This is a genomic window from Blautia sp. An249, assembly GCF_002159835.1.
Classification (GTDB): domain Bacteria; phylum Bacillota; class Clostridia; order Lachnospirales; family Lachnospiraceae; genus Blautia_A; species Blautia_A avistercoris.
This window is the reverse complement of sequence record NZ_NFJL01000005.1, coordinates 16,502-43,333: the sequence shown is the minus strand read 5'-3', so window position 1 is coordinate 43,333 and position 26,832 is coordinate 16,502. Positions and strand designations below refer to the sequence as shown.

Annotated in this window: 33 protein-coding genes; 29 read left to right on the top strand and 4 right to left on the bottom strand. The window is 40.7% G+C overall.

Annotation, left to right across the window (positions count from 1 at the left end):
• The first annotated feature begins 132 nt into the window (after window positions 1-132).
• From recD2 (B5F53_RS06270) to B5F53_RS06205, 16 genes are all read left to right on the top strand, one after another.
• Entirely contained in the window at window positions 133-2,292 is a 2,160-nt protein-coding gene (recD2, locus tag B5F53_RS06270) for an SF1B family DNA helicase RecD2 (RefSeq protein WP_087221483.1), read from the top strand.
• A complete protein-coding gene (gene recD2 / locus B5F53_RS06265) occupies window positions 2,292-4,442 on the top strand; it encodes an SF1B family DNA helicase RecD2 (protein ID WP_087221480.1) in 2,151 nt (716 codons plus the stop codon). The genes recD2 (B5F53_RS06270) and recD2 (B5F53_RS06265) overlap by 1 nt, the downstream gene beginning before the upstream one ends.
• The gene (locus B5F53_RS06260) at window positions 4,426-4,623 is read left to right on the top strand and encodes a YwbE family protein (RefSeq protein ID WP_087221478.1); all 198 of its coding nucleotides are present in this window, start codon (window positions 4,426-4,428) and stop codon (window positions 4,621-4,623) included. Before recD2 (B5F53_RS06265) ends, B5F53_RS06260 begins: the two co-directional genes overlap by 17 nt.
• A gap of 80 nt (window positions 4,624-4,703) precedes the next feature.
• Window positions 4,704-5,957, top strand: coding sequence for a thrombospondin type 3 repeat-containing protein (locus tag B5F53_RS06255; protein WP_087221476.1), 1,254 nt, complete (start codon window positions 4,704-4,706; stop codon window positions 5,955-5,957).
• 140 nt (window positions 5,958-6,097) lie between these two features.
• The gene (locus B5F53_RS06250; RefSeq protein WP_087221473.1) at window positions 6,098-6,922 is read left to right on the top strand and encodes a CHC2 zinc finger domain-containing protein; all 825 of its coding nucleotides are present in this window, start codon (window positions 6,098-6,100) and stop codon (window positions 6,920-6,922) included.
• A gap of 124 nt (window positions 6,923-7,046) precedes the next feature.
• Window positions 7,047-7,208 (top strand): hypothetical protein, encoded by a 162-nt coding sequence (locus B5F53_RS19815; protein WP_162610543.1) that lies wholly within the window; start codon window positions 7,047-7,049, stop codon window positions 7,206-7,208.
• Window positions 7,209-7,271: 63 nt separating this feature from the next.
• Window positions 7,272-7,598, top strand: coding sequence for a DUF3848 domain-containing protein (locus tag B5F53_RS06245; RefSeq protein ID WP_087221470.1), 327 nt, complete (start codon window positions 7,272-7,274; stop codon window positions 7,596-7,598).
• 55 nt (window positions 7,599-7,653) lie between these two features.
• The gene (locus B5F53_RS20545; RefSeq protein ID WP_275532195.1) at window positions 7,654-7,782 is read left to right on the top strand and encodes a hypothetical protein; all 129 of its coding nucleotides are present in this window, start codon (window positions 7,654-7,656) and stop codon (window positions 7,780-7,782) included.
• A gap of 84 nt (window positions 7,783-7,866) precedes the next feature.
• Window positions 7,867-8,211 (top strand): hypothetical protein, encoded by a 345-nt coding sequence (locus tag B5F53_RS06240; protein ID WP_087221467.1) that lies wholly within the window; start codon window positions 7,867-7,869, stop codon window positions 8,209-8,211.
• A complete protein-coding gene (locus tag B5F53_RS06235; RefSeq protein ID WP_162610542.1) occupies window positions 8,156-8,539 on the top strand; it encodes a hypothetical protein in 384 nt (127 codons plus the stop codon). Before B5F53_RS06240 ends, B5F53_RS06235 begins: the two co-directional genes overlap by 56 nt.
• A 336-nt stretch (window positions 8,540-8,875) precedes the next feature.
• On the top strand, window positions 8,876-9,598 hold the full coding sequence (locus B5F53_RS06230; protein WP_087221461.1) for a LytR/AlgR family response regulator transcription factor: 723 nt from the start codon (window positions 8,876-8,878) through the stop codon (window positions 9,596-9,598).
• Window positions 9,599-9,834: 236 nt separating this feature from the next.
• On the top strand, window positions 9,835-10,899 hold the full coding sequence (locus B5F53_RS06225; RefSeq protein WP_162610541.1) for a sensor histidine kinase: 1,065 nt from the start codon (window positions 9,835-9,837) through the stop codon (window positions 10,897-10,899).
• Window positions 10,900-11,089: 190 nt separating this feature from the next.
• Entirely contained in the window at window positions 11,090-11,803 is a 714-nt protein-coding gene (locus B5F53_RS06220) for an ABC transporter ATP-binding protein (protein ID WP_087221455.1), read from the top strand.
• 11 nt (window positions 11,804-11,814) lie between these two features.
• The gene (locus B5F53_RS06215) at window positions 11,815-12,603 is read left to right on the top strand and encodes a hypothetical protein (RefSeq protein ID WP_087221452.1); all 789 of its coding nucleotides are present in this window, start codon (window positions 11,815-11,817) and stop codon (window positions 12,601-12,603) included.
• Between the two features lie 96 nt (window positions 12,604-12,699).
• Complete coding sequence (locus tag B5F53_RS06210; RefSeq protein ID WP_087221450.1) at window positions 12,700-12,885, top strand: hypothetical protein; 186 nt, start codon at window positions 12,700-12,702, stop codon at window positions 12,883-12,885.
• A 25-nt stretch (window positions 12,886-12,910) separates the two neighbouring features.
• Window positions 12,911-13,648, top strand: a complete 738-nt coding sequence (locus B5F53_RS06205) for a DUF4097 family beta strand repeat-containing protein (protein ID WP_162610540.1) — start codon at window positions 12,911-12,913, stop codon at window positions 13,646-13,648.
• A 296-nt stretch (window positions 13,649-13,944) separates the two neighbouring features.
• Here B5F53_RS06205 and B5F53_RS06200 read toward each other — a convergent pair whose 3' ends face one another.
• Window positions 13,945-14,271 carry a winged helix-turn-helix transcriptional regulator gene (locus B5F53_RS06200; protein ID WP_087221444.1) on the bottom strand — a complete coding sequence of 109 codons (327 nt, stop codon included), beginning with the start codon at window positions 14,269-14,271 and terminating at the stop codon, window positions 13,945-13,947.
• Window positions 14,272-14,423: 152 nt separating this feature from the next.
• Here B5F53_RS06200 and B5F53_RS06195 point away from each other — a divergent pair, with 152 nt between their 5' ends.
• The 12 genes from B5F53_RS06195 (at window position 14,424) to B5F53_RS06145 (ending at window position 25,562) form a co-directional block, all read left to right on the top strand.
• A complete protein-coding gene (locus B5F53_RS06195) occupies window positions 14,424-15,308 on the top strand; it encodes a radical SAM protein (protein ID WP_087221441.1) in 885 nt (294 codons plus the stop codon).
• Between the two features lie 15 nt (window positions 15,309-15,323).
• Window positions 15,324-16,154: an NAD(+) diphosphatase gene (gene nudC / locus B5F53_RS06190; protein ID WP_087221438.1), complete on the top strand. Its 831-nt coding sequence runs from the start codon at window positions 15,324-15,326 to the stop codon at window positions 16,152-16,154.
• Window positions 16,155-16,164: 10 nt separating this feature from the next.
• Window positions 16,165-17,055, top strand: coding sequence for a radical SAM protein (locus B5F53_RS06185; protein WP_330396168.1), 891 nt, complete (start codon window positions 16,165-16,167; stop codon window positions 17,053-17,055).
• Between the two features lie 114 nt (window positions 17,056-17,169).
• Window positions 17,170-17,508, top strand: a complete 339-nt coding sequence (locus B5F53_RS06180) for a winged helix-turn-helix domain-containing protein (protein WP_087221432.1) — start codon at window positions 17,170-17,172, stop codon at window positions 17,506-17,508.
• Between the two features lie 243 nt (window positions 17,509-17,751).
• Window positions 17,752-19,869, top strand: a complete 2,118-nt coding sequence (locus tag B5F53_RS06175) for a penicillin-binding transpeptidase domain-containing protein (RefSeq protein ID WP_087221429.1) — start codon at window positions 17,752-17,754, stop codon at window positions 19,867-19,869.
• Window positions 19,817-21,046, top strand: a complete 1,230-nt coding sequence (locus B5F53_RS06170; protein WP_087221426.1) for a DUF6070 family protein — start codon at window positions 19,817-19,819, stop codon at window positions 21,044-21,046. Before B5F53_RS06175 ends, B5F53_RS06170 begins: the two co-directional genes overlap by 53 nt.
• The gene (locus B5F53_RS19810) at window positions 21,046-21,222 is read left to right on the top strand and encodes a hypothetical protein (protein ID WP_162610539.1); all 177 of its coding nucleotides are present in this window, start codon (window positions 21,046-21,048) and stop codon (window positions 21,220-21,222) included. The genes B5F53_RS06170 and B5F53_RS19810 overlap by 1 nt, the downstream gene beginning before the upstream one ends.
• Entirely contained in the window at window positions 21,223-22,077 is an 855-nt protein-coding gene (locus B5F53_RS06165) for a TraX family protein (RefSeq protein ID WP_087221423.1), read from the top strand.
• Between the two features lie 15 nt (window positions 22,078-22,092).
• Window positions 22,093-23,334, top strand: coding sequence for a DUF6070 family protein (locus tag B5F53_RS06160; RefSeq protein WP_087221420.1), 1,242 nt, complete (start codon window positions 22,093-22,095; stop codon window positions 23,332-23,334).
• Between the two features lie 80 nt (window positions 23,335-23,414).
• Window positions 23,415-23,966, top strand: coding sequence for a hypothetical protein (locus B5F53_RS06155; protein ID WP_087221417.1), 552 nt, complete (start codon window positions 23,415-23,417; stop codon window positions 23,964-23,966).
• Window positions 23,967-24,013: 47 nt separating this feature from the next.
• Window positions 24,014-24,544 (top strand): hypothetical protein, encoded by a 531-nt coding sequence (locus B5F53_RS06150; RefSeq protein WP_087221413.1) that lies wholly within the window; start codon window positions 24,014-24,016, stop codon window positions 24,542-24,544.
• A gap of 145 nt (window positions 24,545-24,689) precedes the next feature.
• The gene (locus B5F53_RS06145) at window positions 24,690-25,562 is read left to right on the top strand and encodes a TraX family protein (protein ID WP_162610538.1); all 873 of its coding nucleotides are present in this window, start codon (window positions 24,690-24,692) and stop codon (window positions 25,560-25,562) included.
• A gap of 107 nt (window positions 25,563-25,669) precedes the next feature.
• On the opposite strand, the gene B5F53_RS19805 is transcribed toward B5F53_RS06145, so the two are convergent.
• The 3 genes from B5F53_RS19805 to B5F53_RS20540 all read right to left on the bottom strand — a co-directional run bounded on the left by B5F53_RS19805 (window position 25,670) and on the right by B5F53_RS20540 (window position 26,532).
• The gene (locus B5F53_RS19805; RefSeq protein WP_162610536.1) at window positions 25,670-25,831 is read right to left on the bottom strand and encodes a hypothetical protein; all 162 of its coding nucleotides are present in this window, start codon (window positions 25,829-25,831) and stop codon (window positions 25,670-25,672) included.
• Between the two features lie 5 nt (window positions 25,832-25,836).
• Window positions 25,837-26,289: a DUF523 domain-containing protein gene (locus B5F53_RS06140; protein ID WP_087221813.1), complete on the bottom strand. Its 453-nt coding sequence runs from the start codon at window positions 26,287-26,289 to the stop codon at window positions 25,837-25,839.
• A gap of 111 nt (window positions 26,290-26,400) precedes the next feature.
• A complete protein-coding gene (locus tag B5F53_RS20540) occupies window positions 26,401-26,532 on the bottom strand; it encodes a hypothetical protein (protein WP_275532194.1) in 132 nt (43 codons plus the stop codon).
• A gap of 72 nt (window positions 26,533-26,604) precedes the next feature.
• Here B5F53_RS20540 and B5F53_RS06135 point away from each other — a divergent pair, with 72 nt between their 5' ends.
• Window positions 26,605-26,772: a helix-turn-helix domain-containing protein gene (locus tag B5F53_RS06135; RefSeq protein ID WP_087221810.1), complete on the top strand. Its 168-nt coding sequence runs from the start codon at window positions 26,605-26,607 to the stop codon at window positions 26,770-26,772.
• Window positions 26,773-26,832 lie beyond the last annotated feature (60 nt).

The following is a 26,832-nucleotide window of genomic DNA, read 5'->3' as shown; positions in this document are numbered from 1 at the left end:
CTTACCTCTAATGGGCTAGTCTACCATGTGTAGATTGGCTCATTTTGTTAGAAACAACTATGCACATCAGCAACGATAATGTCAGTCATATTTAAGGTGGAATGAAAATGACGATAGGAGGTAGCTGAAACTTTGGAGTCCAGGATCGAAGTTCAGGGAATTTATTTAAAGACAATGATGCGGGACTTGAGGGATGGTTTTACTACCTTTCTTGTTGCCGCACAGGGAAAAAAGATTGCATGTTCGGGGACAATCCTGCCAATTGAAAATGGAACAAAGGTTATTGTGCAGGGAGAAGAGGAAATTCATCCTGTATTCGGCCTGCAGGTCAAAAACGCCAGAGTCAGGAAACAACCATTGGATCATAATGAGCTGCTGAAAGTAATTTTAAGCGGGAAGCTTGGAATCGGCGTTGCTGTGGCAAGACGCATTGTAGACCAATTTGGAGATATTTTGATAAAAGGGAAATTAAGCGATCAGGTTGAAAACAGCCTTGTACTTCTTCGAGGAGTCAACCGAAAGCAGGCACATGCTTTGATTGTTCTATTAAACAAACAGCAGGCAGAACAAGAGTTGTATGATTATCTGGAAAAGCATGGAGGAGTCTATAAAGATTTTGCTGGAATCTATAAAAGATATGGACTGGAGGCGTTAGAGCTTTTAAAGCAGCAGCCCTATGTGACTGGAAGAAACAGTGGATTGTCGTTTGTAATTTGCGATTCTATCGCAAAGGAAAATGGAGGGCAAAGCCAGAGCCCGCAGCGTTTAGAATTTGGAGTGCAGCGTGCGCTGCAGCAGGCGGCCTCGCAAGGCCATACCTATTTGGAAAGGGTACAGCTCTTGCGGGAGACACAGCGAATACTGAGGAATGCAGTATTTCCAGACCATATTTCCACTCCAGCCCTCAGTCTGGGGATTGAATTGTCCACAAGATCTGCTGTTGTGAAAGAAGAAAACAGGTACTATTTGAAGGGACTAAGGGAAGCGGAAAAGCATGTTGCGGAAAGTATTGCGGCATTGAGCTTGGGACAGGAATCATATAAAGAATACCGGACGGACTTGGCGCAGACAATCATGGACACCTATCACGTACATTTCTCACCGGAGCAAAGAGAGGCGTTTTCATTGCTGGAAAGTCCTGGTGTTAAAGTGCTGATCGGTGATCCGGGAACTGGAAAGACAACTACGGTAAAAGGATTGGTTGAAGCTTTCCGGATTATGAAACCGGGAGCGGAAATCCTTCTTTGTGCTCCAACAGGAAGGGCGGCGCAGAGAATGTCTGAGGCAACAGGCCGAGACGCATACACCATCCACAGGCTTCTGGAATTCACCAAAGGGAAAGGAAGTCTGAATGAGAATCTGGCGGCAAAGGCGTTGAAGGCAGATCTGTATGTTATAGACGAGTCTTCTATGATCAACATCGAGCTGGCAGATGCGTTTCTTAAAGAGATTAAGCCGGGAGCTACAGTGATTTTTGTGGGGGATGAGAAGCAGCTTCCATCTGTAGAAGCAGGCAATTTTCTGCATGACCTGATCCGATGTGGAATTCTTCCGGTTGTAGAATTGACAGAGGTATTCCGGCAGAAGGGAGATTCCTTTATTCTGAGGAATGCCAGGGCCATCAGTATGGGGATATCCCGGTTGTCAGAAGGGAAAGATTTTCATATCCATGCTATGCAAGACAAAGATATGATGAAATCAGTGGAGGGGGAATTTGAACGAAGATATGACCGCAAGGCACCGAATGATATCCAGGTCCTGGCCTGTACCAGGAAGACGGTGTCAGAGCTTAATAAAATCCTGCAAAAGGCAGTCAACCCGGGAAACGGCGGTATCCGCTATGGCGGACAGCTTTTCCGTGAGGGAGACAAGATTATTATGATCAATAATAATTATAAAATGAAATACTTTAACGGCGATACCGGAAGGATTGTCAAGATTATAGCAGATGAGTACATCAAAGTAGAGATCAATCAGGTGGAGATTCTTCTTACATTAGATGAATTTGAAGATATGGAACTCGGATATGCGATTACAGTACACAAGGCACAAGGGAGTGAATATCCAGTGGTGCTCTTTGTGATGCCGGCGCGCCCGAAAGGAATGCTGAAGCGGAGAATCCTGTATACGGCGATTACAAGAGGAAAAAAAGAGGTAGATGTTTTCGCACAGAAAGCGACATTGGCAATGGCAGTGGCAAATGATGAGGACCATGACCGACAGAGTACCTTGATTAGGAGACTTACGCAGATGAAGAAAAAAACAGGGCACCGGAGGAAAGGAGCTGCATAATGGAAGAGTTGACAGGAAGAATAAAAGAAGTTGTTTACTATGCAAATGGATTTGGTGTAATCAAGTTTGAGTATGGGAAGACATCTCGTACTGCGGCGGGAAAGATGCCAAGACCTTGCCAGGGAGACCTGATCCGCATGGAAGGAACCTGGGGCAAGCATCCAAAATATGGACGGCAGTTTCAGACAACCTGGGCGCAGATTCAGGCGGAGGAAGTAGAGCCGGAGAATCTTCTCGTCTATCTGAAAAGTGGATTTTTGTATGGAGTAGGGCCGGCTCTTGGACAGCGGATCTACGAAGCCTTTGGAGATCGCGCTGTGGAGATTATAGAGCAGGAGCCGGAAAAGCTTTGTACGCTTTCGGGAATTACGAAAGCAAAATCCGAAAAGATTCGAGACAGTTATGAAAAGACCAAAAAATATATCCCTCTTGCAATTTATCTTAGAAGCGCAACCAGATATCAGATTGAGACAATTTATGAAAAGTACGGGGGGCGCAGTGTGGAACTTTTGAAAGAAGACATTTACCGGATCAGCAGGGATATTGATGGTATTGGTTTTTTGAAGGCAGACAAGCTGGCAGCAGGCTGCGGTATCAAAAGGGACAGTCCGGAAAGAATCCGGGCGGCTATACTTCATACGCTTCAAAACGTAGCGGCGGAAGGACATTGTTTTATGCATGAGGGAAGTCTTAACACCGGCCTTCGGGTGCTGCTGAAAATGCCGGTTTCGCTTGACCGTATGCGTTATGAATTGGAGAAGCTGACAGATCTGGGTGAGATTGTGGTGGAAGATGGAGATGTTTATCTGTCCTCCATTTTTCGGGCTGAAAGTAAATGTGCGGATGCAGTCAGGAGAGTTCTGGATGCACCTGCCAACCGGACCGTTCCGTCAGTGTGGATAAAAAAGGCGATTATGGATATTGAGGAAGAAAAAGGATTTCCGTTGGCGGAAGAGCAAAAGGCAGCTGTTGAAATGGCGATGACCGAGAAAATGCTCATTCTAACCGGCGGCCCCGGTTCCGGAAAGACAACGGTCGTACATGCAATATTGAAGGCATGGAACCATCCGGAAAGTGTACTGATGGTTGCGCCCACCGGATGCGCGGCATTTCAGCTCACCGCAACTACAGGGAAGAGAGCTTATACAATCCACAGGGGTCTTGAGTATGGATACCATGAGGGCGAGATGGGGTTTCGCTATAAAGAAGATAACCGGCTGCCTTATGACCTGGTCATCATGGACGAGAGCAGTATGCCGAATGTTCTGCTGATGGAGTCTTTCCTTCAGGCAGTGCGAAACGGCGCCCGCCTGATCCTGATCGGGGACAAGGACCAGCTCGGCTGTATCGGACCGGGAAAGGTATTCGATGACCTGATCCGAAGCGGCAGGATTCCGACGGTAAAACTGCACCTGGGGCACCGGCAGGACGATGCGATCGCAGTGAACGTGGAGCGGATTAATAGAGGCCTGGGATGCCATACCTGGTTTCAAAAGGAAAATGTTTTCCGTTTTCGATTGGTGGAATCAGAAGGTGAAATCCAAATGGCTGCCATACAGGAGTATATTCGGCTTGTGCAAACATACGGGATACGTAATGTGAAATTCCTGACGCCGAAGAAACAGAACAGCCCAATCGCGACAGAGGTTTTAAATCCGATCCTGCGTGACATGGTAAATCCGGTGGAAGGCAGAAAACCTTTAACACTGGGGAATTTAAAGTTTTATGTCAATGACCGGGTAATGTATACAAAGGAGAACAATTACGATAAAAATGTGTTTAATGGTGAGACGGGTACGGTTGTGAACATCAATGAGAAGGAAAGCATCCTTGAAGTGCTTTTCGATGATGGCAGCAAAGAGAGCTTTAGAGGGAAGGAACTGCGATACATAGACCTCTGCTATGCACAGACCATTAATAAAAGTATGGGATCTGAATGCAAGGCAGCTGTCATTGCATACAGCGTAGCACCTACCATGTGGAGCAGAAACTTACTTTATACAGCTGTTTCCCGGGCAAAAGTTGAGGAATACATTATCGGCACAGAAAAGTCGATCCAGGGATCTATCAATTCAGTTGCTCCTGTCAGTCGAAATTCAAACCTTATAAAAAAATTGAAGGGAGCAGGATCATATGGAGGGACAGTATAGGAAAAATGTGTCCCCCGGAATCTGGGTGGATATTGTTCAGAAGGAACACCAGAGAACCGGAACACTGACCAGAGGAAGGGTGGCACGGATACTTACGAATAAAGCATTTCATTCAAGGGGAATCAAAGTTCAGCTCGAAACAGGGGAAATCGGACGAATACAGAAAGTTTTAGAAGAATAGACACGAGGGACCGGCAGCGGTCCCTCATCTGTTTTTAGAGTGAATTTCTTTCATATTAAAAAGGAAAGGGTGGTGAAAGCATGAACAAAAGAATGCGTCGTTATATTAAGACAAAGAAAGAGCCGGCAGTTCCTGAATATGCCATCAATGAAGAAAAGAAGAAGCGTCTCCTGCTTCCGAAATGGTGCCGGAATCTGCTGGGGATCTTAATCCTTTTTGCAGTGGTACTGTATCTCCCACCGCTGTTGTTTTATACCAGGGAACCGGAAACATCTGTTGCAATAGACGCGGATGTTTCCGCAGTACTGGAAGCAAATGAATACCTGAAGGATAACCCCGATATGGACTTTGACGGGGATGGGCTTGTAAATGCAGAGGAAAAGCGGGCGGGCTCCGATCCATACCGGGTTGACACAGATGGAGACGGGATTATGGATCTGGCAGAGCTTAAGATTACCGAGACCAATCCTGCCATATATAATGACACTTTGAAAGAAATTGTCCGCCAGCAGACAGAAGAGGCAGAAAAGGAGATACAGTCCCCGTTTAAGATAGGAAATGTGGTGTTATGGCCGGATAACATTGAAGCGCGGGCTTATGGTGCAGTGGTAAAAACATTGACAGGATACCGGTTTTGCAATTTTAAAGGATGGGCACAATTTCCCGAAGGACAGTTTGCATACGAGATAAAAGATGGGGTCCACAGACAATTAAAGAGCAATCGGGATGGATGTATTTATATCCCGGGCCCGGATACAACGGTAGAGGTGTACGGCCAGCCGCTTGATATGGTTTATGAATTCTCTTTTTGCGGGATAAAGGCTTACTTTAAGAATCGCATCGGCGGAGAGATCCTCTGTGCGATTTTGCCGGAAACAGATCCGGCGCTGCTACGCTGTAAACAAGTCGCTATGACTGATTTAGATCCGGATACAAGACGTGGAGAACAAACGGAGATTCGCCGTATGCAGGCGGAGCCGGATGAAGATCGGTTTGGAAGGAACCATATTTTATTGGATGATTTGGCGCGGGTGCGCAGCAGTATTGAGGAAGGAACCCCCGTTTTAGCTTCTTTATTTTCACCGGAGCGGGGAGAAGCTGTTGTAGAGATTTACGGATACACGGCGGATGGGCATCTTTTAGCCGCAGATCCAGTGACTGGAGAGGAGTTAGGTGTGATTCAAATTGAGGAGCGGGCGAGCCGTCTGTACGATCAGGAAGGCGAAATCGTGCAATATGAATGGTTTATATTTCAGGGGCTGGGATTTGGAAGTGCGGATCAGGATCGGATCAGCTTCTTTTCAGCAATCGTGGAAAAACAGGGAGCGGAATAAGGGACATCTGCGGTCAGTCCGGAATGGGCGGGCTGCTTTTCTCTAGTGAAAATATATCTAGGGATGATTCAGGATTAAGGATAAACGGCATATTGAAATTGCAGGAATAAACAGAAGAAAGGAGGATGACATGAACAATAATGGGAATACGGTATGATACACAACAGTTATTAAATGATGCGGACATGGTGGAAGTGGCGCAGGAAATCGGGATCAGGATGAAAAGCAGTGCGGACCGCACAAGGAACATAGGGATTCTCTGCCCGAATCCCAGACATTCAGACCGCAATTTCGGGAATTGCTTCATCCGTCCAGATGGATATTATGAATGCTTCTCCTGCGGTGACAGAGGAAATGTGTTCCACATGGTAATGCAGTATACCGGTGCTTCTTTTCCAGAGGCAATTGGAATCGTGGCGGATACCTGTGGCGGACGTGACCACTACATTCTTTCCGGGACAAGAGGAAAATATGCAGCTGGTATTACGGTGCTGAACCAGAAAGAATGCAAGCTGCTGGGAGTCTGCAATTCCAGAATCTATATCCCGGTGCGCTATGGAGAAGAAATGAGGGCTGAGGCAGGAGAACGGGAGAAACTGGCTGCCTGGAATGAAGAGGATGAACCAGTTTTTTTGATTGAACAGTGTGCAGAAAAAAATCCGCTTTTAGAATTGATGAAGACAGACTACGAGTGTTATCGCAGTATGATACTTCGAAAAGCGCAGGAGGCGATACAAAAACGTCAAAATACCATTGAAGAGTGTGGAGAAGGACCGCGGCTTGAGGCGGAAGATGTGGAATGGTGTATGGAGATAGAGACAGAGATAGAGCAAATTGAGGATGTTCTGCTGAAATACTTTCCAAAAGATGAGGAAGTAAAGAAGATAACTTCCCATAATGCCTATGGAAAAGAACTGATTATAGGAAGCGGACTCTATCCGGTTCAGTTCTCTGTTCCCTTTTAAACAGATTATCGGCTCAAGTTCTTTCATATTTAAAGAAGGAAGAGAGCAAAGCGTGATACTTCCGGAAAAGCATATCTGCGGATCAAGAGATTGAACAGATAAATTAAAGTATTAGGAGGCCAAAATGGAAAATCGAAATTTACAGAGACAGGCAAAAGAGCAGCAGAGAAAAAAAGAAATCTGCTATCAGTGTCAGAAAACGAAAGACAGGGCAGGGCGCAGGAAGCGGTATCCCCGAAAGATACTGTTTTCCAATAAAAGGAGCCCGGAAAGCAGTTCGTGTTGAGAGGAATGTTAAGTTTATTTTGAGAAGAGTACCAGAGGAAGAGGCTAACAGGAGGAAAATTGGATGACAGCAGAAGAATTGAGCAAAGCGCTCTATGAGAAATTGATGCAGGAGCAGGAACAATATGCAGAGTGGTTGAAAACACAGCCACCGGACGTGATTCTTAAGCATGCATATGAATATGCAGTCCGTGAAGATATTGTCTTGCTGTTAGAGTATAACGAGCCGACTGAGCAGGAAGCAAGAGCTCTGTTGCAAGAACATAATGTCATAGAAAAAGTCTTGCAGTTATGGGAGGAAAAAGAAACTTCCTACATGCAGGAGCTGTGGCAGACAATGGAGCAGTATGCTGAGGATCAGCTGCGAATAGAGAGGAAAGAGGCGGCGTAGGTTGCGTCAGATTACATAAACGGAAGTTCCGCCTCGACGAAAGGAGGTGGAATGAATGGGAAACAGGCAGATAGACTGGAGAAGAGGAGAGCAGATGCCGATGTGGCCGGCCTACGTCATCGGTTTTGCTGTAGTTGCCGTGACGGTATCAATATGGATACTGAAAACGAAAGGCTATTTCTAAGGAACCTTGAAGAGAGAGAACTTTGAGGATACATTGAGAAAGTGATTTATAATGCAAACCGAGATTATGATGAGGAGGATGACCATGAAAAAGGAATGGATAAAACCGGAGATCCGTTTTATAACGGAACCGGATATTGTACTTGGATGTTTGTATGAGGTATATGGGCAGGAGAAGCAGGCAGTGCTTTCTGGAAAGAATATCCGCCATACCATGATTTTTCCGTTTTTGAGGATGCTTGCGAACAGTGCAGGAAGTATGAAAGATTTACAGACGTTGCACCGGGAACTCTGGAAGAACTATCAGGAAATGCCGGGCAAAGAGGCCTTTGTTCAAAAGGGTGAAGAACTACTGGGAAAGGAAGTGAACAGGAATGTATGGTTATACGAAGGCACGCAGGGCGAAAAGGCTGATGCGTCTTTTTATTGAAAAGGGGTGGCAGGAAGAAGCAGCGCTTATTGGACTTCTCTACCAGACACCGATTCGGATTCGTGAGGCGCTTCAATTAAAAAAGAGTGATATAGACGGCAGAGAGATCGCTGTATCCGGAGAATTCGGAGCATGTTATGCGGATCAGAATGGAAAACCTTACCGTATTACCAGACAACTGAGAAATTTGATCGATTCCGTTAACAAAAATTCGGATACAATCTTTACGAAGAAAATGAATTCGTATGTTCTCAAATGCAATAGATATGACAGGACGCTCCGCCTTCATGAGTTGAGGCGGGAGTATATAGTAAGACATGTTCCGTAGCAAAAAGCGTGGGCGGCAGATATAGGATGTCAAAATTGTGTGGATGAACCGGAAAAGACAAATTGAAATAAGAGGAGCCGTCCGTATGGGCGGCTCCAAGTCTATGTCCTGATATTGTTACTTCGGGATAAGGAATATATTCAAATAGTCAGGGGGCAGATATGAGTTTGTAGATGTTCCAGGGGAGTGAGCCTTTGGGATGTTTCTATGATTGCATCGCTTGATAATTCGGGGATAGAATGTGAATTCGGGGTATGATATAATGAGGAACGGTGAAACAGTCCATTTGGTGTGGCTGATTATGGATGATAAAAAAGAAAATGGAAGTTGAGAATAATGATGTTAAAGATAGCAGTCTGTGATGATGAACAGAATATGCTGATAAAGGTGAAGAAAATAGCAGGACATTTTTTTTGGACACATCGCGTAGATTGTGACATTCATGCTTATGAAAACAGTGATAATCTACAGTACGACTTAAAGGATGGAGTATATTATGATCTTTTCCTTTTGGATATAGAGATGCCTGGTGTAGACGGCATGGCTCTCGCGAAGGAAATATCTGCTTGTCTGCCTGCAGCAAAAATCCTATTTATTACGTCTCATCTGGAGTATGCCATTGCTGCTTATGAATATTCAGTTTTCCGATATATTCCAAAGGATATGATTGACAGGAAGCTGCCGGTGGCCCTTGAGGATTTTTATAAGCTGTATGATTTGGAAAGAAATGATTTCTATATGATTATGGTCAAAAACCGTGTGGAGAAAATTTCTTACCGGGATATTCTATATATTTTGAAAGATGGGAAATATGCCGTTTTTTATATACGGAACGGAATAACGACATCCGTTCGTAAGACTTTAGCGCAGGTCTTTGAGGAGATTGGATCGGAGTATTTCTATTTTGCAGACCGTGGCTGTATTGTCAATCTGGCAAATGTGATCGGGCTACATGGAGAAGAAGTACAGATGGCAGACGGGGTGTGCGTGGCAATCAGCAAAGGAAGTGTCTCTGATTTTAAGTCCATATTACTTCATTTTTGGGAGAAACAGATATGACAGTGTTCTATATTTGTATGGAATGGCTTGTTACATTCATAGAAGTTACAATATGTAATTATTTCATGCACGTTTTGTTTCCAGATCGGTTTCAGAAGAAAAAACAACGGGTCTTGTGTTTTTTTGTTATTGCCGTTATTACTACAGGGATTATACTATTTAATCTTGTAGAACTTTCCTTTAGCATAGAGACTGTACTGTACTTTTTGGTTGCGGCGGCTCTAGGAGGCTGTGTATTGTATAAAGGAAGATTTTTTGATTTTTTCTTTACGGCGACAGGCTATATGGCGTTTATGAATATCATAGACGGAACCATTTTAAATATTCTTGCGCAGTTTGGATTTACAGAGCTGATCGTCGAGGTGCAGCAGGAGTTCAGTATACATAGAATTTATCTTATTACACTGCTCAAGGGGACAGACGTTCTGCTGGCTATACCAATGGGGCTGCTTTTAGGAAAGATCAAATCAAAACTAAAAAAGACAAGAATAGTATTGGCAGGAGCCGGCATTTCACTGGTACTGACGTATTGCCTGATGAATGTTTCCCATATGCCGATTGATTTAGGATTGAAACCCGTACAGACTGTTCTGATGATAGGGATCATTTTTCTATTCAGCTTTTTTTATCTGATGTATCGTTTCAGATCATTACAGAGAGAAAAGGAGTTTGCTTTCCGGCAAAATGATTTGCTGAAAAAGAGTTATGAGATGGCGCAGGAGGCCTACGAATCTAATGCAAAACTTTACCATGATATGAGAAATCATTTTACACTGCTGCAAAGTTATATTGCAGATGGAAAGATTCCGGAGGCACAGAGCTATCTGGAGACCTTGAATGGCAAAAAGACAGGAGGAAATGTGGAACGCTTGACAGGGATTGAGGCGATTGACTATATTCTGGGACAGAAAATTTCTGTGGCTGAAAAAGAACAGATTACCGTGACGGCCAATGTGGAATATCCGAAAGACTGTGCTATAGATCCGGTGGATTTATGTACGATTTTGACAAATCTGACAGATAATGCAATAGAAAGTGCTGTAAAGATGGAGGACATTGATCAAAGGAACATAGATATCACGATTCGGCGTATTCATCAATTCATCCTGATACGAATATCCAACAGTTCAGCAACACCGCCAGTTCTCCACCGTGGTCAGCTCATTACCACGAAGGAAGAAAATGGGCAGCATGGCTGGGGAATGCAGAGTGTGAGATCGGCAGCAGAAAAATATAATGGAACAATCGCTTATCGTTATGAAAATTCTACATTTACGGTCAGCGTTATGTTATGCTATTAACGTGATTTTAAGGACAGTTACCTACTATTTTGAGGACAGTTACGGTGACTGTCCTTTTTTATGCTAAGATACAGCAAGACAGGAGGAAAACAGATGTGGAAAATGGTAATTGCTGTTCTTGTGTTGCTTTTACTGGCAATTTTAGCTCTTGTAATTTATTTCAGCGAAAAATAGAGGGAGGTATATTGGTTTGAAGGGAAATATTCTGTTGGATGTTCGCCATTTAAAAAAAAGCTATAAAAAGTTTCCAGTGTTAAAGGACGTTTCTTTTCAACTGGAACAGGGACGTATCCTTGGACTTATCGGGAAAAATGGCGCAGGAAAGACAACACTGATGAAATCCTTGCTAGGATTAAATACTGGTTGTCAGGGGACAATTTATTTTCGGGGAAAACAACTGTCGCCCGGTGATGAGGTCATGAAATCAGAAGTTGGTTCTCTGGTGGATGTTATTTTCTATGATGATATGACAGCATATGAAAATCTGGAAATTGTTCTGCGGCTGACAGAGACTGTTCCTGCGGCACGGCGAAAAAAGCGTATCAAGGAACTGTTACAATTTGTGGGATTAGAAAATTTTTCGCAAAAAAATGTCCGCTCCTTTTCTTTTGGGATGAAACAGCGGCTTGCACTGGCACAGGCGATTTTAACAGAACCAGCATTGTTGATTCTGGATGAACCCTTTGTGGGCTTAGATCCGATTGGTATAGAGGATGTTAAAACATTGCTGCGCCGTTTGTGCAGAAAAAGTCAAACAACGATTATTTTTTCCAGTCATCAGCTTACAGAAGTTTGTGACCTTGCAGATGACATTATGGTTTTAAAGGGTGGGGAAATCTGCTATTTTGATACGTATTCCCATACAAAAGAGCAACAGACTTCCCTTGTGGATCTTATGCGGTAGGAGGTAAACAAATGGATTTTATACGCATAGTAAAAACAGAATTGTACAAAAATTTTCATCGAAAAAGCAGCCTGATGCTTTTTATCCCTATACTGCTTACTATTATTATTGCGTTTGGTTTCTCGAAAGGAGCCATAAAGCTCAATCTGACAACTGGAGACGTGGAGGCCTATTCTTGTATGGACTTTGTCTTTATCATCTGGAATGTATTATCCGGTTTAGGGATCATAGGATTATTATTTGTTCTATTTGCAGCTTTCCAGTTTTCAGGTGAGATTGAACATGGTCAGATTAAGCTCATGCTACTCAGGATCAGTAAGAGAAAGGATGTGGTCATTGGTAAATATGTTTCTTCTGCTATTGTATGTGTGATTTCTATTATAGGAACACTTGCAGCTAGTGTATTGTCTTATTACATTTTTGTGGCGCGTTCAGAGTTTGGAACAGGAAGTTTCCATGCTTCGATAGCAGGATTGTCTACTTTAGAAATTGTAGGAACTGTTGGCTTACAGTTACTTATATATATGATCCTGATCGGTATTACCTTTTTAATTGGTATATATGCAGGAACATTTATCACATTCATCATGACTATCGTAGCCATGTATATGATTAACTATCTGGCGGGAACAGAAACATTTGCGGCAAAATTACTCCCGAATTATTGGAGTAACCATCTTGCATTGAACGAAACAATTCCGGCAACAGGAATAATAGGAACGCTGGGCTTTACAGGACTGCTGCTCACCGGAATATTGACAGTAATTGTGAGGGGATTTAACAAACGAGATATTAGGTAGAGTAATGGAGCCAGAAGCTATAACGTTAATTTCATTTTTGTAGTTGGAGATAATTTACGTCAAAGAATAGGAAACAAGAGAAAGAAGGAGTTTCTTATGAAAAAGAAAGTGTGCATAATGATTTTGATTTTAGCAATCATCGGGGTGTTGACCGGCATTAATTCTTTGGCAGAAGGAATTAGTAAGAGGGGGATTGATGGTGTTAATTACGGGAGAGTCATTTTTCCATTATTAGTAGGAGCAGGTACTGTTTACTTGCTAAAAATGAGAAATGATTCTTAAAACTTGGGAATTGGGAGAAGAAAGGATGAAAAAAACAATTGCCTTTTTGTTGGTATTGAGTGCAATATCCCTATTTTGTGGATGTGGTAATATTCATTTGAGAGGGACGGTGCCTCATTACGAAGAAAACATATATTCTGCTTCGGACAAAGTTGAAACTATCACAATAGCTGAGAAGGATACTCCTATTCAGATAATCAATTCAAATAGTAAACTTGTTTCTGTCACATATTATCGCGCGGATGATGAAAGTGAATATTATGAAATAACAGAAGAAAATGGAGAGTTGACAATTGCAAAACAATCTCAGCCTAACAATGGAATTTTCATTTTAGGCGATAGGTATGAAGATGATTCCTACAAAAACGTTAAATTGGTGTTATCACTTCCGGATAATTACACCGGCAATTTGTTTATTGAAACAATGGATGGAGATATAAATATCGGCAATGTGGATGTTCAGGATACAACAGTAACTACTAATGATGGAGATATAGTTGTTGGAAATGCGGTATTTGAACATTTACAAATAGACACAGATGACGGGGATGTTTCTTTCAATCGTACCGCTATAATGCAAGAGTTAGATTGTAAAACAAAAGATGGAGATGTAACAGGAACATTTAGCGGCGAAATGACAGATTACAGTATTATTACTAAAACCACAGGTGGTAATAGCAATATAAATTCTAATATTGGCGGGGATAAAGCAATAGAAATTACGACAAAAGATGGAGATATTGATATTTTGTTTGATAAATAACAAAACATGTCATCATAGAGTTTTATAGTCTCATTTTTATGAACTTGTCTGTGAAAAGGGAAGCGGGAACCTAGTTAATGCAACGTGGTGTGTTATCTCCGACCTGAGAAAAAGCTGAAGCAAAATACAGACTTCGGAGGCGCAGGGTTTCCGAGAAATAGGATTAATCAAAAGGGATCGAACCACAGTGAGCTGACCGGGCTGTCTGATATCAGCATAAAAACAGACAGCACATAACATACAAGAAAATCCCTGTTGAAAGCAAATTTTTCAGCAGGGATTTTAGGCGTTGAAAATTATTTTAGGTTTAGATCTCCCCACTGCTTAATAACTTCCAGTACAGACATAAAACTTTCCCCTAACGGTGTGAGGGTATATTCTACATGAGGGGGAACTTCTTTAAAATCGTACCGGTTAATAAATCCGTCAGCTTCCAATTCACGAAGCTGTTTTGTCAATGACGATTCTGTTATATCGCCTATATGACGGCGAAGCTCGCCAAATCTGTGAATATTCTGTATTCCGATATAGTAAAGGATCTCTATTTTCCATTTTCCGCCTAATATCTTTTGAACAGTTGATATCGTAACACATCTTTGTATGGATTGTTCCGTTTTTTTCATACTTGCTTCACTCCTTTTCTGCATTATACGAAACAGAAAGTAAAAAATCAAGGTATAGCCTTTGGAATGGGTACTGCAAAAAAGTATCGTACTTGTAAAAACGATGTACATGGGTATAATGAGTGTCAGAAATTGAGAAAGGAGTAATAGAAATGCATTATACAGGAACGATTTGGCGTCCGCCATATGAAGCGTATTCTTTATTGATTCAAGTTACAGCAGGGTGTACACATCACTCTTGTAAATTTTGTACACTTTATGAGGATTTGCCTTTTAAATTTAGAATGTCACCGTTGACAGAAGTGGAGGAAGACTTAGGAGAAGCCAGCAGGTTCTATAAGAAAGTGCCAAGAATTTTCTTTACTGGCGCTAACCCATTTGCATTGAGTGTCGATAAACTGAAGACTTTAGCTAAAATGGTAAAACAATATTATTCAACATATGAAACGATCGGGTGCTTTGGAAGAATTACCGATGTTAGCAACAAAACTGTGGACGATCTGAAAGAACTACGCCAGTTTGGTTATGACGGAATTACATTTGGTATCGAAACAGGTGATGATGAAGCGTTGGCATTTATGAATAAAGGGTATCAGTCACAAGATATTATTGAACAGTGTAAAAAATTAGATGAAGCAAATATCAGTTACAACTTTTTCTACTTAACTGGTATTTCCGGTTCTGGGCGTGGGGAAATTGGAGCAAGAGAAACAGCGAAAATATTTAACCAGTTAAATCCTAAAATTATTGATGCGTCTATGTTGACTATTTATAAGAGTTCAGAATTATATCAAGAAATCAAAGCTGGTAACTGGAAAGAAGAAAGTGAGATAGAAAAGTTGATTGAGTTAAAAACGCTAATTGAAAATCTTACGATTCCAACCAGATTTGCTACAGACGGAGCCTCTAACTTAATTCAAGTCCGTGGAAATCTGCCAACAGATAAAGAAAAACTGGTTAAATACTTGGAAGAACTGATTTCTACAGTGGACGAAAAAGTATTACGAGAATATCGTGTGAATTTAAGACATTTATAGATTGGAATAAATAGCATGATACAAGATATTGAACCGTTCAAATTTAAAAATGTGTATAAGGAAAAAGAACCTGTTGCCAACGACTTTATCTATATGCTAAGAGGAAACGAAATACTTATGAAAAAATCAGAAAGTGGAAGTTACACGCTTCCACTATACTCTGATTTTGACGAGATAAGCACTTTGGTTTATCTGTTTGAGATAAATTCTCATAGTGTATTTTACTGTCAAGATATAGAAAAATTCACTGTTCGCTGGAATGTCGCTTTACTTTTTGACAGATTTGAATTTCTATTTGTACGTTTCCCCAGATGGCTTCAATTTGTGTGTGTAACCGCAAAACATTTAGTCGCATGGTATCAATCAAATAAATATTGTGGGTGTTGTGGTAATTTAACAAATTACAAAAATTCAGAAAGAGCTTTGTATTGTTCTCATTGTGGTAATGTAATTTATCCAATTATCTCTCCAGTAGTTATTGTTGGTGTGATTGATAAGGACAAACTACTTCTAACACAGTATGCTCATTCTGATTTTAAAGAACATGGCTTGATATCTGGATATGTAGAAATTGGAGAAACTTTAGAAGAAGCTGTGCGAAGAGAAGTTAAAGAGGAAGTGGGATTAAAAGTCAAAAATATTCGCTATTTTGGAAGCCAGCCCTGGGGTGTAAATCATATTTTGATTGCTGGATTTTTTGCGGATTTAGACGGAGAAAATCATATTTGCTTAGATCCAAAGGAGTTATCTACAGGACGCTGGTTTGATAAGAAAGAACTTCCAAGAGAATTGAGTGATATAAGCATAACCTATGAAATGATAGAAACATTTCGTAATAGTAAATAAGCTAAAGGGGGTGAAAAGATTGCATTTTACTGGTCGAACATGGCGACCACCTTATGAAGCCAGTTCGTTTATAATTCAGGCAACATCGGGGTGTACACACAATAAATGTTCTTTTTGCAATTTGTATAAAAATGAATGTTTTAGAATGACATCTATGGAAGAATGGCGAGAGGATTTAGCAGAGCTTGCTTCTTATCAGCCCTATGCAAGGCGGATTTTCTGGACGGGTGCAAATCCATTTGCTATGAGCTATGAGAAGTTAAAGGAGCGTGCTTTAGCAGTCTATGATTATCTACCAGAGTGCCAGACTATGGCTATGTTTGCAAATATCAGAGATATAAAGCGGAAAAAAGTCTGGCAGTTAAGGCGATTGCGGGGATTGGGAATTAACGGGCTAACTATCGGCACGGAAACAGGAGATGATTACACGCTGCGACTGGCAAATAAAGGCTATACGGCAAAAGATATTATAGACCAGTGCCGAAAACTTGATGCAGCGGGAATAGAATATTATTTTGTGTATATGACTGGGCTTGCAGGGAAAGGAAACGGGTATCAAAATGCGGTTAATAGTGCCAAAGTTTTCAGCAAGGTCAAGCCACGTTTTATTTCCATGGATTCTTTGACGTTGTTTGAAGGTACGGAATTGTATACTCTGGCGAAACAAGGACAATTTATTCCTGCTGCAGAAAGAGAGCGTATAGAAGAATTACAGATATTCATTAAACATCTACAGCTTAAAGTCCATCTATTTGCAAACAGTGTCTCGAACTTTTACCCGACCACTGCCTATCTTCCAAAAGATAGAGATTTTATTCTCAGCGAATTACAAAATATCCTTGATACAGTCAGTGAAGAAGAAATGTTGGAGTATAGAAAAAGTTTAAAATCTTTGGGATAAAGAAAGGATTGGTAAAATGGGAAAGGCATAGAGAAATATCCGTCTGGGATACAGATTGGCGAGATCCTCCAGAATATACTTACAGCTGAACAATGGAAAGAGCTGAAGATTTTTATGCTGGAGGGGCAGACGAAAGATACATATCCGGAGATTCGCCGCGGAGAGTTGCATATCTGCCTGGAGAGTAGAAACGCATGGATAGGAGAGCAGCACCTGGGACTTACGAAATATGAGTTTGATGTCCTTTGTCTCCTGGCGAGACATTCGGGGAGAGTGTTCTCTAAAGAACAGATCTATGCGCATGTCTGGGAAAAAGAAATCGGGAATGTTGATAATGCGGTGCGGTGTGTGATCGCCAGTCTGAGGAAAAAGCTGAAGGAATATACGGATAAGGGCTATATTCAGACAGTGCGGGGGATTGGATATAAGTTTATAGATGTCCCAGGGGAGTGATCCTCTGGGATACTTTCATGCGGGATATTGAAGATTGACTTTTAAATCTTACTGGTGTAATATTTGTATAAATGCATGACCAAATAATTTTTTTGCCTTGAAATCTTACGTGTGTAATAAATGAAAAGGAAAAGGACAGATATAAATATTTGAAAATTTTAGATGTTGCAAAACACACCTGCACAAGGTGGTGGATTGCATATGGAATAAAAATTTACAATTATGTTGGTACTGGAGGTTAGCATGAAGAAAAATAAAGGTAAGAAGAGAAGAAGAACGAGACGTAGGTACCTATGGATTACTATTGCAGCTGTGGGAGCAATTGCTTTCGTTGCAGCCATATGCATAGTGGTAGCGCTGGGAATAAAACGCAGGTGGGAAACGCCACAAGAGCTTTTGCTTCAGTATATGGATTATATTCCAAGCCAGGAGTATGAAAAAATGTATGCGATGCTGGATACTGAGACATCAGGAAATATTAGTCAGGAGGATTTTATAAAACGAAATTCGGCTATTTATGAAGGCATTGGGATAGACAATATGGTGGTTGAAATTTTGACATATGATGAAGAACACAGACTGGTGACTTATCAGACATCTTTCGATACGGCTGCAGGAACGATTCAGTTTGAGAATGACGCCCTCTTCGTGGAAGGAGAAGAAGGATATAAGTTGGTCTGGGATGATTCCATGATTTTTCCAAATTTATCTTTTTCTGACAAAGTAAGCGTTTCAACTGTACAGGCAGAACGCGGAGAAGTCCTGGACAGAAATGGGCGTGTTCTTGCAGGTAAAGGTACAGCCTCGTCAGTGGGAATTGTTCCGGGAAAGATTGAAAACAGAACAGAAGCAATTGCAAAGATCGCAGAACTATTGGAAACTACACCTGAAATGATAGAAAAAAAGTTGTCAGCGGATTGGGTAAAGGATGATTCTTTTGTGCCAATTAAAACCATCCCCCAGGTTGAAGAAATCGAATTGATGAAGATTGAACCTGATGAAGAAGTGCTGAAAGAAAAGGAACGGCATGAAGAATTGCTGGAAATTCCTGGAGTAATGATTTCTGATGTTGATGTGCGGGAATATCCATTAGGGGAAGCAGCTGCACACTTAATCGGATATGTTCAAAGTGTTACTGCGGAAGATTTAGAGGAACATTCGGGAGAAGGATATACAGCTAATAGTGTAATCGGAAGGAGCGGAATGGAGGGATTATATGAAAGTGAATTAAAAGGACAGAATGGATGCAGGATCTATATTGTGGATTCGGAGGGGAAAGAAAAAGAGGAACTTGCCAGTATACCAGTACAGCATGGGAAGGATATACAGCTTACAATAGATGCTGATTTGCAGACTTCTCTGTATGAGCAGTTTAAGGAAGATAAAAGCTGTTCGGTAGCAATGAACCCTTATACTGGAGAGGTGTTGGCGTTAGTCAGCACACCATCCTATGACAATAACGATTTTATTATGGGATTGTCTAATGAACAGTGGACGTTTCTTAATGAGGATGAGAACAAGCCTATGTATAACCGCTTTCGGCAGGTGTGGTGTCCGGGTTCTACTTTCAAACCGATTACTGCTGCGATTGGTTTAGAATCAGGAGCAATTGATCCAACAGAAGATTATGGGAATGTAGGTTTAAGTTGGCAGAAGGATGCATCTTGGGGGTCGTATTATGTAACAACACTTCATGCATATGAACCGGTGATTTTAGAGAATGCTTTGATCTACTCAGATAATATTTATTTTGCAAAAGCTGCTCTAAAAATCGGATCAGAAGAGATGGAGCGCTCCCTGGATGAGTTTGGGTTTAAGGAAGATTTGCCATTTGAAATAAAGATGGCACAGTCACAGTATTCAAATACGGATCATATAGAAGCAGAAATACAGTTGGCTGACAGTGGTTATGGGCAAGGGCAGATATTGATAAATCCGTTACATATGGCATGCATTTATTCGGCTTTTTGCAATGAAGGCAATATTGTAAAGCCGTATCTGGCCTATCAGCAAGATACAGCAACGCAATATTGGATAGAAGAAGCATTTTCTAAAGAGACTGCGGATCGGGTGACGGAAGGTTTAAAAAAGGTTATCAATGATCCAAACGGGACTGGATATGCGGCACATCGAGACGATGTTTTGCTGGCAGGAAAAACAGGAACTGCGGAAATCAAGGCGACGAAGGAGGACACATCTGGTACGGAATTAGGATGGTTCGCAATCTTTACACCGGAAAGATCAGTGGAACAACCAATCTTGATCATCAGCATGACAGAAGATGTAAAAGGGAGAGGAGGAAGCGGCTATGTCGTGGAAAAAGACAAGCTGGTTTTGGAAGAGTGGTTTCGCAGTAATTAGTGTCACTCTGGCACTTGGCGTTTCAGGGTGCAGTGCTGCAGCTCCGGAAGAAACTGAGATACAGGAAGAGGAGATTGCTGCGCAGGACATAGAAGATGATGCGGATGAAATGGCAGACCTTTGTCTGGATATTTATCAAAAGGCTGCAGCGGAAAATAAACTGGCTGATCTGGAAACAATCCGCAGCATTGTAAATCGTTTTGGAGAGTATGGTTATCCGGCTGTTGACAGTGAAAATCAAGTTGATATGACAATGGCAGAGCAGATGGTTCTATTCTGTGACGCAGTAGAACAAAAGGAAACAGCGGAAACAATAGTTTTTCAAATTGATTACTTTGGAGGGTTTATAAAATATGATTTGAAGACACAAGATGGAAATATAGAAGTAACAAGGAGCTATTATGCTTATGAAGCCGAAACGATACAAAGAAAAGCCGTTTCAAGCTATCAGGTAGAGCAATGGGACTATACAGCGGAAGGTTATATCATGTTTTCAGGAGCGTATTACTCCGAAGAATTGTATGCGCTTACTTTGAGCGCGGCAGAGGAACATGTTGCATTGCGTGTGGAACCATTGGATGAAAAATATAGGGAATTAAATCGAAAATATTTACGCCCCATCAGTTATGAGCGCAATAACATGTTTATTACTGACTGGAATGAGAGTGATTTCGGTAAGTTGAATTTTTATGATCTTTTCGATATTTTTTATCCGGAAGTGTATAAATCTTCTTTCCCATATACGCCGGATGATAACTTAGGCGTAGGAGCTGTTTATCGGATTCCAGAGGAAGATTTTGAACGTGTGATCCAGATGTATTTTAATATTGACAGCGAAACATTACAGTCTAAAACCGTTTATCATCAGGAGGATTCGACTTATGAATATAAGCCGAGAGGATTTGAAGAAGTAGAATATCCGGAATACCCATATTCAGAGGTGACCGGATATACAGAGAACAGCGATGGCACGATTACCCTTATGGTGCGGGTGGTATTTCCGTATAGAGGAGATTCCAATGTGTATGAACATGAAGTAACAGTACGTCCCCTGGATAATGACAGGGTACAATATGTATCAAATAAGATCATACCTTCTGAGGACAATGGAGAGGTATCCTGGCACACGCCTCGTTTAACAAAGGATGAATGGGAAGAATTGTATGGAGGACAGTGATGGAAGATCTGAAGTGGTTGTTTAAGAAATATGGTTTCCTTCTTTTGATATTGCTGGTCGCAGTAATCTTGAGTGTGCTTAGTTGGAGTAAATTGCATGGGAATCCTGAAAAGAGGGCGGAAGAAGTATGGGAACCTCCGGTAATAATTTCAGAGAAGGAAGACGAAAGGATATAGATGAGTAGTTTTGGTTTAAAAGTAGTTGCTTTAATTTTGATGATTATTGACCATGCAGCGGAATTCCTACCGGGTATGCCGGTCTGGATGCGCTGGCTTGGACGGTTGGCGGCTCCTATCTTTATCTTTTGTAGTGTTTGGAGCTTTACATATACGAGAGACAGAAAAAAATATTTATTAAGACTCTACATTGCCGGAGTTATTATGTCTCTTGTCCAATGGAAATTGTATATTCCAAATAACTTCTTCCGTTCATTGTTCAGCTTGATGGTTATATTATATCTGTTTGAGTGCTATCAGAAAAAACTGGATTTCGGAAAGAAACTTGCTTTTTATTTATGCTGGCAGACCGGAACGATTGTAATATGTGTCATTCTTTTATCGTGTTTATGTTTGCCTGAATCGTTTATTGTGTATGTTCTGACAGCAGTCATGGGAAGCATTTTTAATTTGGAAGGTGGTTTGATTTATGTTTTCCTAGGTGTGCTGCTTTGGTTATTCAGGAATCAAAAAATCAAACTGGCAGTGAGCTTTTGTATATTTGATGTGTTCCTATTTGGATTAACTACAACTTCTATCATTTCGCTGTCACTTGGCTGGCTGCGCTTTCACTTTCCAATACTGACTGTTCCCCTGGAGGTCTTACGGTATCTGTTAGATACGGTTGTCGGACTACCGCCTGCTGAATTGGGAGGCTCTATATGGTTGCAGAATTATGAATGGATGATGATTGGGTGTTTGCCCTTTTTACTTATGTATAACAAAAATAAGGGAAGATCAATAAAATGGTTTTTCTATATCATATACCCTGCCCATATCATTGTTCTCTGGTATATCGGAAACTATTTCCTGTAGAGAGGAGGAAGTTTGATGCGAAAACTATCGTTGTTTTTAGTGTTATTTTGTATGATGTTTTTATGCGCGTGCCAAAATCTAAATTCTTCAAATAAATCAAATGTGGAGACTGAGGACAATTTTTCAGATACAGTTGCTGAAATAAATGAAAATGATGTGTATGAAAAAGGATACGATCTGCCTGTGGATGAAAAAGCGGGGAAACTGGCAGAAGAAGAATGTGAAGAAATCATGGGGAAAATTGAAGAAGTTTATAAAAAAGCCGATAAAGGAATCGCTTCCAATGTAGTGCTTTCAGACGAGACTATACTTCAAATGAAGGAAATAATTAAGGCTACTGGAAATCCTATAACCAGTCCGGAACCTTATGCGGTAATGGAGAATTATAAGAAGCTGGAGGATTTCCTGTATGCCTGTATGAACGGAGAAAAGGGTTCTGCAGTCATTTATGAGTTAAATTACAGCGGTGGTGTTAGCAGAAAAGAATATATTTTTGATGGAACAGATCTATATCTTCTGGCCGCTGGAGGAATTTGGAATCGAAACAATCAGCCATCAATTTCCTACCTTTCTTATACAAGAATCAAACAGTGGGAATACACAGAAAAGGGCTGGTTTTGTTATGAACTCTGTGTTCCAGAATATCCAGAGGTAACAGAAATGGTGGATGGAAGTTGTTTGATCAGAGTGAGACCAATGACAGAAGAACAGAGAGCGATGTCTGTAAGATGTGTACTGGAGTTAGGTTATCAGGGAAATAATCTTTTATGCTCAAATTGGGATGCAACTCATATGGAGGAATTAGACTTCAATGGAATGTATGAATACCTATATGCAATGAAATATGGGAAAACATTCAATGCGGAGGACTATCCGAATGGAATTCCCAGGGATGTATTTGAAAATTTGATTATGGAGTATCTTCCGATAACAGAAGGTCAGATACGGGAATATGGAGTATTTGATGAGGAAAGTCAGACTTATCCTTGGACGAGGCTGGGGTGTACGAATTATTCACCGACATATTTTGGAACCTCTTTGCCGGAAGTCATTGGCATCAGGGAAAATGAAGATGGTACAGTGACATTAACGGTAGAAGCTGTGTGTGAGATGGTTGTCTGTGATGATGAGGTTATTACTCACGAACTTACGGTACGCTTTTTGGAGGATGGGAGCTTTCAGTATTTGGGAAATAGAATTTTGAAAGATGGTATTGAAAACATACCAGACTACCAGTATCGGATAAGCAAAGAATAATTGGCTTTATTGGGGAAAAATGATTTGATATATGCAGCGTTTTGTGATAATCTTACGAGTGTAAGAAAGGAGAAATTGACATGGTGATGAGACAGCATTTTTCAAAATCAGATTTAGAGGAAATCGGCCAGGTATTATCGAGATCAGCGGAACCCCGGATACCAATATTCAAGTGTGGAAGTAGATGGAATAAAATATGGAAACGTCTGTTAATGATACTTTCTTTTATTTTATTCGGATGTAGTATCATGCTGGTTATTTTAGAGCATACATTTTCAACGGCAACGAAAATATATGTTTTTGTAGGTATTATTTGTGTGTTAACTTTAGTTATCTGGAATAGCATAGAGAAGAAAATAGAGCCTTTGAATGTGGCCAAAAGAAAATATGGTCAATCCTTTCAGGTTGAAATGAAAGAGGATGTTTTGATTTATAAGCAGATGGAGTATTTATACACAAATATTAAAATTGTTGTTGGATACAAAAATTTCCTCTTCATAAAAGCGGATAGGAGATGGCTGATAATCAAAGCTGATGAAGCTGAAAAGGAAGCAATACTTTTAAAGATGAATGAAAAATGCCCGATTCGTTTTGTGGAAAAAAAAGAAGCATTTGATCTGCGAGAACTTTAATGGGGAAGTCAGACATAAAGTCCTATTTGAACAGAAGGAGAATTCCAATGAGCAAACATGAACTGATAGGCGAGAAATATAAAAAATATTGGGGAGTTATTCCTATTGTAGTATTTTTACTAATAAGGATGAGTGTTGGTTTGGTAGAAGTCTCCACTGATTCAGCATTGCGAAATATTCCACAGATGCTATTGTTTTGGTTTGGGGGAATATCAATTGCCATACTGGTCATTTGGATAGGAAGAAGCCTTCTTTGGAAGAATAAAGAACCGATTCCAGGAGTCATTCGAATATTACGAGCTATATTTCGTGTGATATATTGTGGGGGAATTGTAGTAGCAATTGGGATAGGCATTTTAAGCAGTGTGTTCTTTTATAGTCCTGAGCATGTTGTGGAGCGAAATGGAACCCGTATGGTAGCCAGTGTACATAGCTTTCTGCAGGAGACGGTTTATTATTATGAGTACAAAAATGTTTTATTCCGTGGAACGGAACCAATAGGATGGGAAGATTATGGAAATGGTGGCGGAGATCCATTTCAGCAGAAGAAAGAACCGCACCACTCATTTTTTGAATAGATCGTAAGGTTATTGATACATTGACGGTTCAGCTTGGGAACAGCGCTTCGCAAAAGAACTGGAACTTAAAACAAATTACAAAGTAGAAATACAAGCAGATGCGGATCTTATTTTAATTTGGTTTTATTAAACAGAGGGGATGGATATGAGAGAGAACAGTTTTCCCTTAAAAGCTCATTCGACTATTACAGGATTTGATCATAAAATAAGTAAGTACCGATTTATTACTGGAAATACGCTAAAAATTATCGCCATTTCAGTAATGCTATTCGATCATTTCTGCAAAATAGTTCTTCAATGGCTCTTAAATAACTATTGGTATGACTTATATGATGTGGGGCAGATAACGTGGGAGCAGTTTTCTGAAATTGATAACTTTGTGCGATTTGATCTATATGCTATTGGAACAATAGCGTTCCCTTTGTTCTGTTTCCTGTTATCAGAGGGGTTTCATTATACAAAAAATAGAAAAAAATACATGGGCCTAATGCTAGTTTTTGCTATCATTTCAGAACTTCCATTTGACTTAGGCTTTTTTAATGAACTCTCAATAGAAAGTGGTACATATCCGTTTTATTGGCAGTATCAAAATGTGTTTTTTACGTTATTTTTGGGACTTGTTGCGTTGGACTGCATCGATAAATTCTCTTGTAATCCTGCAAATAAGATTAACAGAACTAAGTCAATATTATTACAAGTTGTCAGTGTTGCGGCCATAGCCATAATAGCAGAGGTCATTAGATGTGATTATGGAAAAGAAGGAGTCTTGTTTGTTGTAGCTTTTTATATCTGCCGTAAAAATAGGCTATATCAAATACTTCTTTTCTTGATGGCCTATATGCTTACTACTGGCGAGCAACCCACAATATACACAATGCTTTCATGTTTGCTAATACTGCTTTACAATGGCAAACGTGGAAAACTGAAATTAAAGTATTTCTTCTATGCGTTTTATCCAGTACATATAACAATTTTTTATGTTGTGACGTTGCTACTGTCTACGCATTTAGGGCAGTAAAATTTCCGCCAGAACGGGTTTCTAAATGCGTAGGGAAAATCCCTATAAGAAAGCGCCGGGCGCAGGGCCAACAGGCCGCCGCGTCCGGCGTTTTCTTTAGTATTCAATTACCAATGTTTCCTGCCGTCCATATGGGGATGGGCCAAAGCGCCCATAACGTAGGACTCCAGTAAGGTGCTGCCAGCATAATACAAGCCCTCATCGATCAGCATACTGCGAAGCTGACGTTTTGTCATGCCGATACTCTGTATCATGCTGTTTAATTTCACTTTCATTATTCAAAGGTTGACGAAGTTTTAGCAAGTTCATTAGAGAGTGTTTCAACATCAATAATCTTATATCCTTTTTGGTACAAAGCTTTTGCAAATAATCCCATTCCAGAAATCAATCTTCCTCTAAAACTACCATCATATATTTGATTAACACCACAAGTAGGGCTTCTGGATTGCAATATAGCAAAATCAATATCTTCATTTTCAATTTGGGATAGTGCTAACGCAACCGCATTAGTATATTCCGAGTGAACATTATTTCCATTTTCGTCCATTACAATCCCATTGACAATTTCTGCACATGGTCTTGGGGTTTTCATACCAACTAATATTTCGGGACAAATAGGAATGATTTGCTTATCCTCTAAAAATGTAATTACTAACGGATTTTTATTATTCTTCCCATTATACTTACAATTTTGTCCTAAAATGCAGGCGCTTACTAAAATTTTCATATAGGGGTGCCTTTCATATATTTTTGATTTATAAACTATTATTTCTTTTTCTTTGGTAATCAGATTCAATTAAATCATGTTGCACTTTCATATCCTTTGTTTTCAAATATTCTATTTGCTCTTTATTTTTTTGATTGTGTCTAAATCACACTGAGAAGGAGGAGGTATTTCGTCGCTCAGTTCTATTTCTATTTCTACAGGAAACAACCCTCCACCTATAATCTTTACATTATCTTTTTTCATAGATTTCTCCATCACTCCTTTATCTCTTATCATAGCTCAATCTAAAAATTAACTCAACACCTCACCGCTAAGATACCCACGATCAAGGCCGCCGTCGTCGGTGAGAAGTGGGCCACGGAAAAGGTAATAAAGCACTATGCCCCTTTCATTGACGAGCTGGCCGTTGATGAAAATATGAAGCAGTACCTTATTATGAAGCTGCTGGAAAAAATGCCGGACTTCCCGATGGAACAGGAATAAAGGAAAAAAGCGCCGGACGCAGAGGCCAAACAGCCCCCGCACTCGGCGCTTCTTCAATAT

Excerpts from the sequence above, each read along its gene's own strand:
- recD2 (WP_087221480.1), top strand. The coding sequence starts at position 2,292 with ATGGAAGAGTTGACAGGAAGAATAAAAGAAGTTGTTTACTATGCAAAT.
- B5F53_RS06260 (WP_087221478.1), top strand. The coding sequence starts at position 4,426 with ATGGAGGGACAGTATAGGAAAAATGTGTCCCCCGGAATCTGGGTGGAT.
- B5F53_RS06255 (WP_087221476.1), top strand. The coding sequence starts at position 4,704 with ATGAACAAAAGAATGCGTCGTTATATTAAGACAAAGAAAGAGCCGGCA.
- B5F53_RS06250 (WP_087221473.1), top strand. The coding sequence starts at position 6,098 with ATGGGAATACGGTATGATACACAACAGTTATTAAATGATGCGGACATG.
- B5F53_RS19815 (WP_162610543.1), top strand. The coding sequence starts at position 7,047 with ATGGAAAATCGAAATTTACAGAGACAGGCAAAAGAGCAGCAGAGAAAA.
- B5F53_RS06245 (WP_087221470.1), top strand. The coding sequence starts at position 7,272 with ATGACAGCAGAAGAATTGAGCAAAGCGCTCTATGAGAAATTGATGCAG.
- B5F53_RS20545 (WP_275532195.1), top strand. The coding sequence starts at position 7,654 with ATGGGAAACAGGCAGATAGACTGGAGAAGAGGAGAGCAGATGCCGATG.
- B5F53_RS06240 (WP_087221467.1), top strand. The coding sequence starts at position 7,867 with ATGAAAAAGGAATGGATAAAACCGGAGATCCGTTTTATAACGGAACCG.
- B5F53_RS06235 (WP_162610542.1), top strand. The coding sequence starts at position 8,156 with ATGTATGGTTATACGAAGGCACGCAGGGCGAAAAGGCTGATGCGTCTT.
- B5F53_RS06230 (WP_087221461.1), top strand. The coding sequence starts at position 8,876 with ATGATGTTAAAGATAGCAGTCTGTGATGATGAACAGAATATGCTGATA.
- B5F53_RS06215 (WP_087221452.1), top strand. The coding sequence starts at position 11,815 with ATGGATTTTATACGCATAGTAAAAACAGAATTGTACAAAAATTTTCAT.
- B5F53_RS06210 (WP_087221450.1), top strand. The coding sequence starts at position 12,700 with ATGAAAAAGAAAGTGTGCATAATGATTTTGATTTTAGCAATCATCGGG.
- B5F53_RS06205 (WP_162610540.1), top strand. The coding sequence starts at position 12,911 with ATGAAAAAAACAATTGCCTTTTTGTTGGTATTGAGTGCAATATCCCTA.
- B5F53_RS06200 (WP_087221444.1), bottom strand. The coding sequence starts at position 14,271 with ATGAAAAAAACGGAACAATCCATACAAAGATGTGTTACGATATCAACT.
- B5F53_RS06195 (WP_087221441.1), top strand. The coding sequence starts at position 14,424 with ATGCATTATACAGGAACGATTTGGCGTCCGCCATATGAAGCGTATTCT.
- nudC (WP_087221438.1), top strand. The coding sequence starts at position 15,324 with ATGATACAAGATATTGAACCGTTCAAATTTAAAAATGTGTATAAGGAA.
- B5F53_RS06180 (WP_087221432.1), top strand. The coding sequence starts at position 17,170 with ATGCTGGAGGGGCAGACGAAAGATACATATCCGGAGATTCGCCGCGGA.
- B5F53_RS06175 (WP_087221429.1), top strand. The coding sequence starts at position 17,752 with ATGAAGAAAAATAAAGGTAAGAAGAGAAGAAGAACGAGACGTAGGTAC.
- B5F53_RS06170 (WP_087221426.1), top strand. The coding sequence starts at position 19,817 with ATGTCGTGGAAAAAGACAAGCTGGTTTTGGAAGAGTGGTTTCGCAGTA.
- B5F53_RS19810 (WP_162610539.1), top strand. The coding sequence starts at position 21,046 with ATGGAAGATCTGAAGTGGTTGTTTAAGAAATATGGTTTCCTTCTTTTG.
- B5F53_RS06165 (WP_087221423.1), top strand. The coding sequence starts at position 21,223 with ATGAGTAGTTTTGGTTTAAAAGTAGTTGCTTTAATTTTGATGATTATT.
- B5F53_RS06160 (WP_087221420.1), top strand. The coding sequence starts at position 22,093 with ATGCGAAAACTATCGTTGTTTTTAGTGTTATTTTGTATGATGTTTTTA.
- B5F53_RS06155 (WP_087221417.1), top strand. The coding sequence starts at position 23,415 with ATGGTGATGAGACAGCATTTTTCAAAATCAGATTTAGAGGAAATCGGC.
- B5F53_RS06150 (WP_087221413.1), top strand. The coding sequence starts at position 24,014 with ATGAGCAAACATGAACTGATAGGCGAGAAATATAAAAAATATTGGGGA.
- B5F53_RS06145 (WP_162610538.1), top strand. The coding sequence starts at position 24,690 with ATGAGAGAGAACAGTTTTCCCTTAAAAGCTCATTCGACTATTACAGGA.
- B5F53_RS06140 (WP_087221813.1), bottom strand. The coding sequence starts at position 26,289 with ATGAAAATTTTAGTAAGCGCCTGCATTTTAGGACAAAATTGTAAGTAT.
- B5F53_RS20540 (WP_275532194.1), bottom strand. The coding sequence starts at position 26,532 with ATGAAAAAAGATAATGTAAAGATTATAGGTGGAGGGTTGTTTCCTGTA.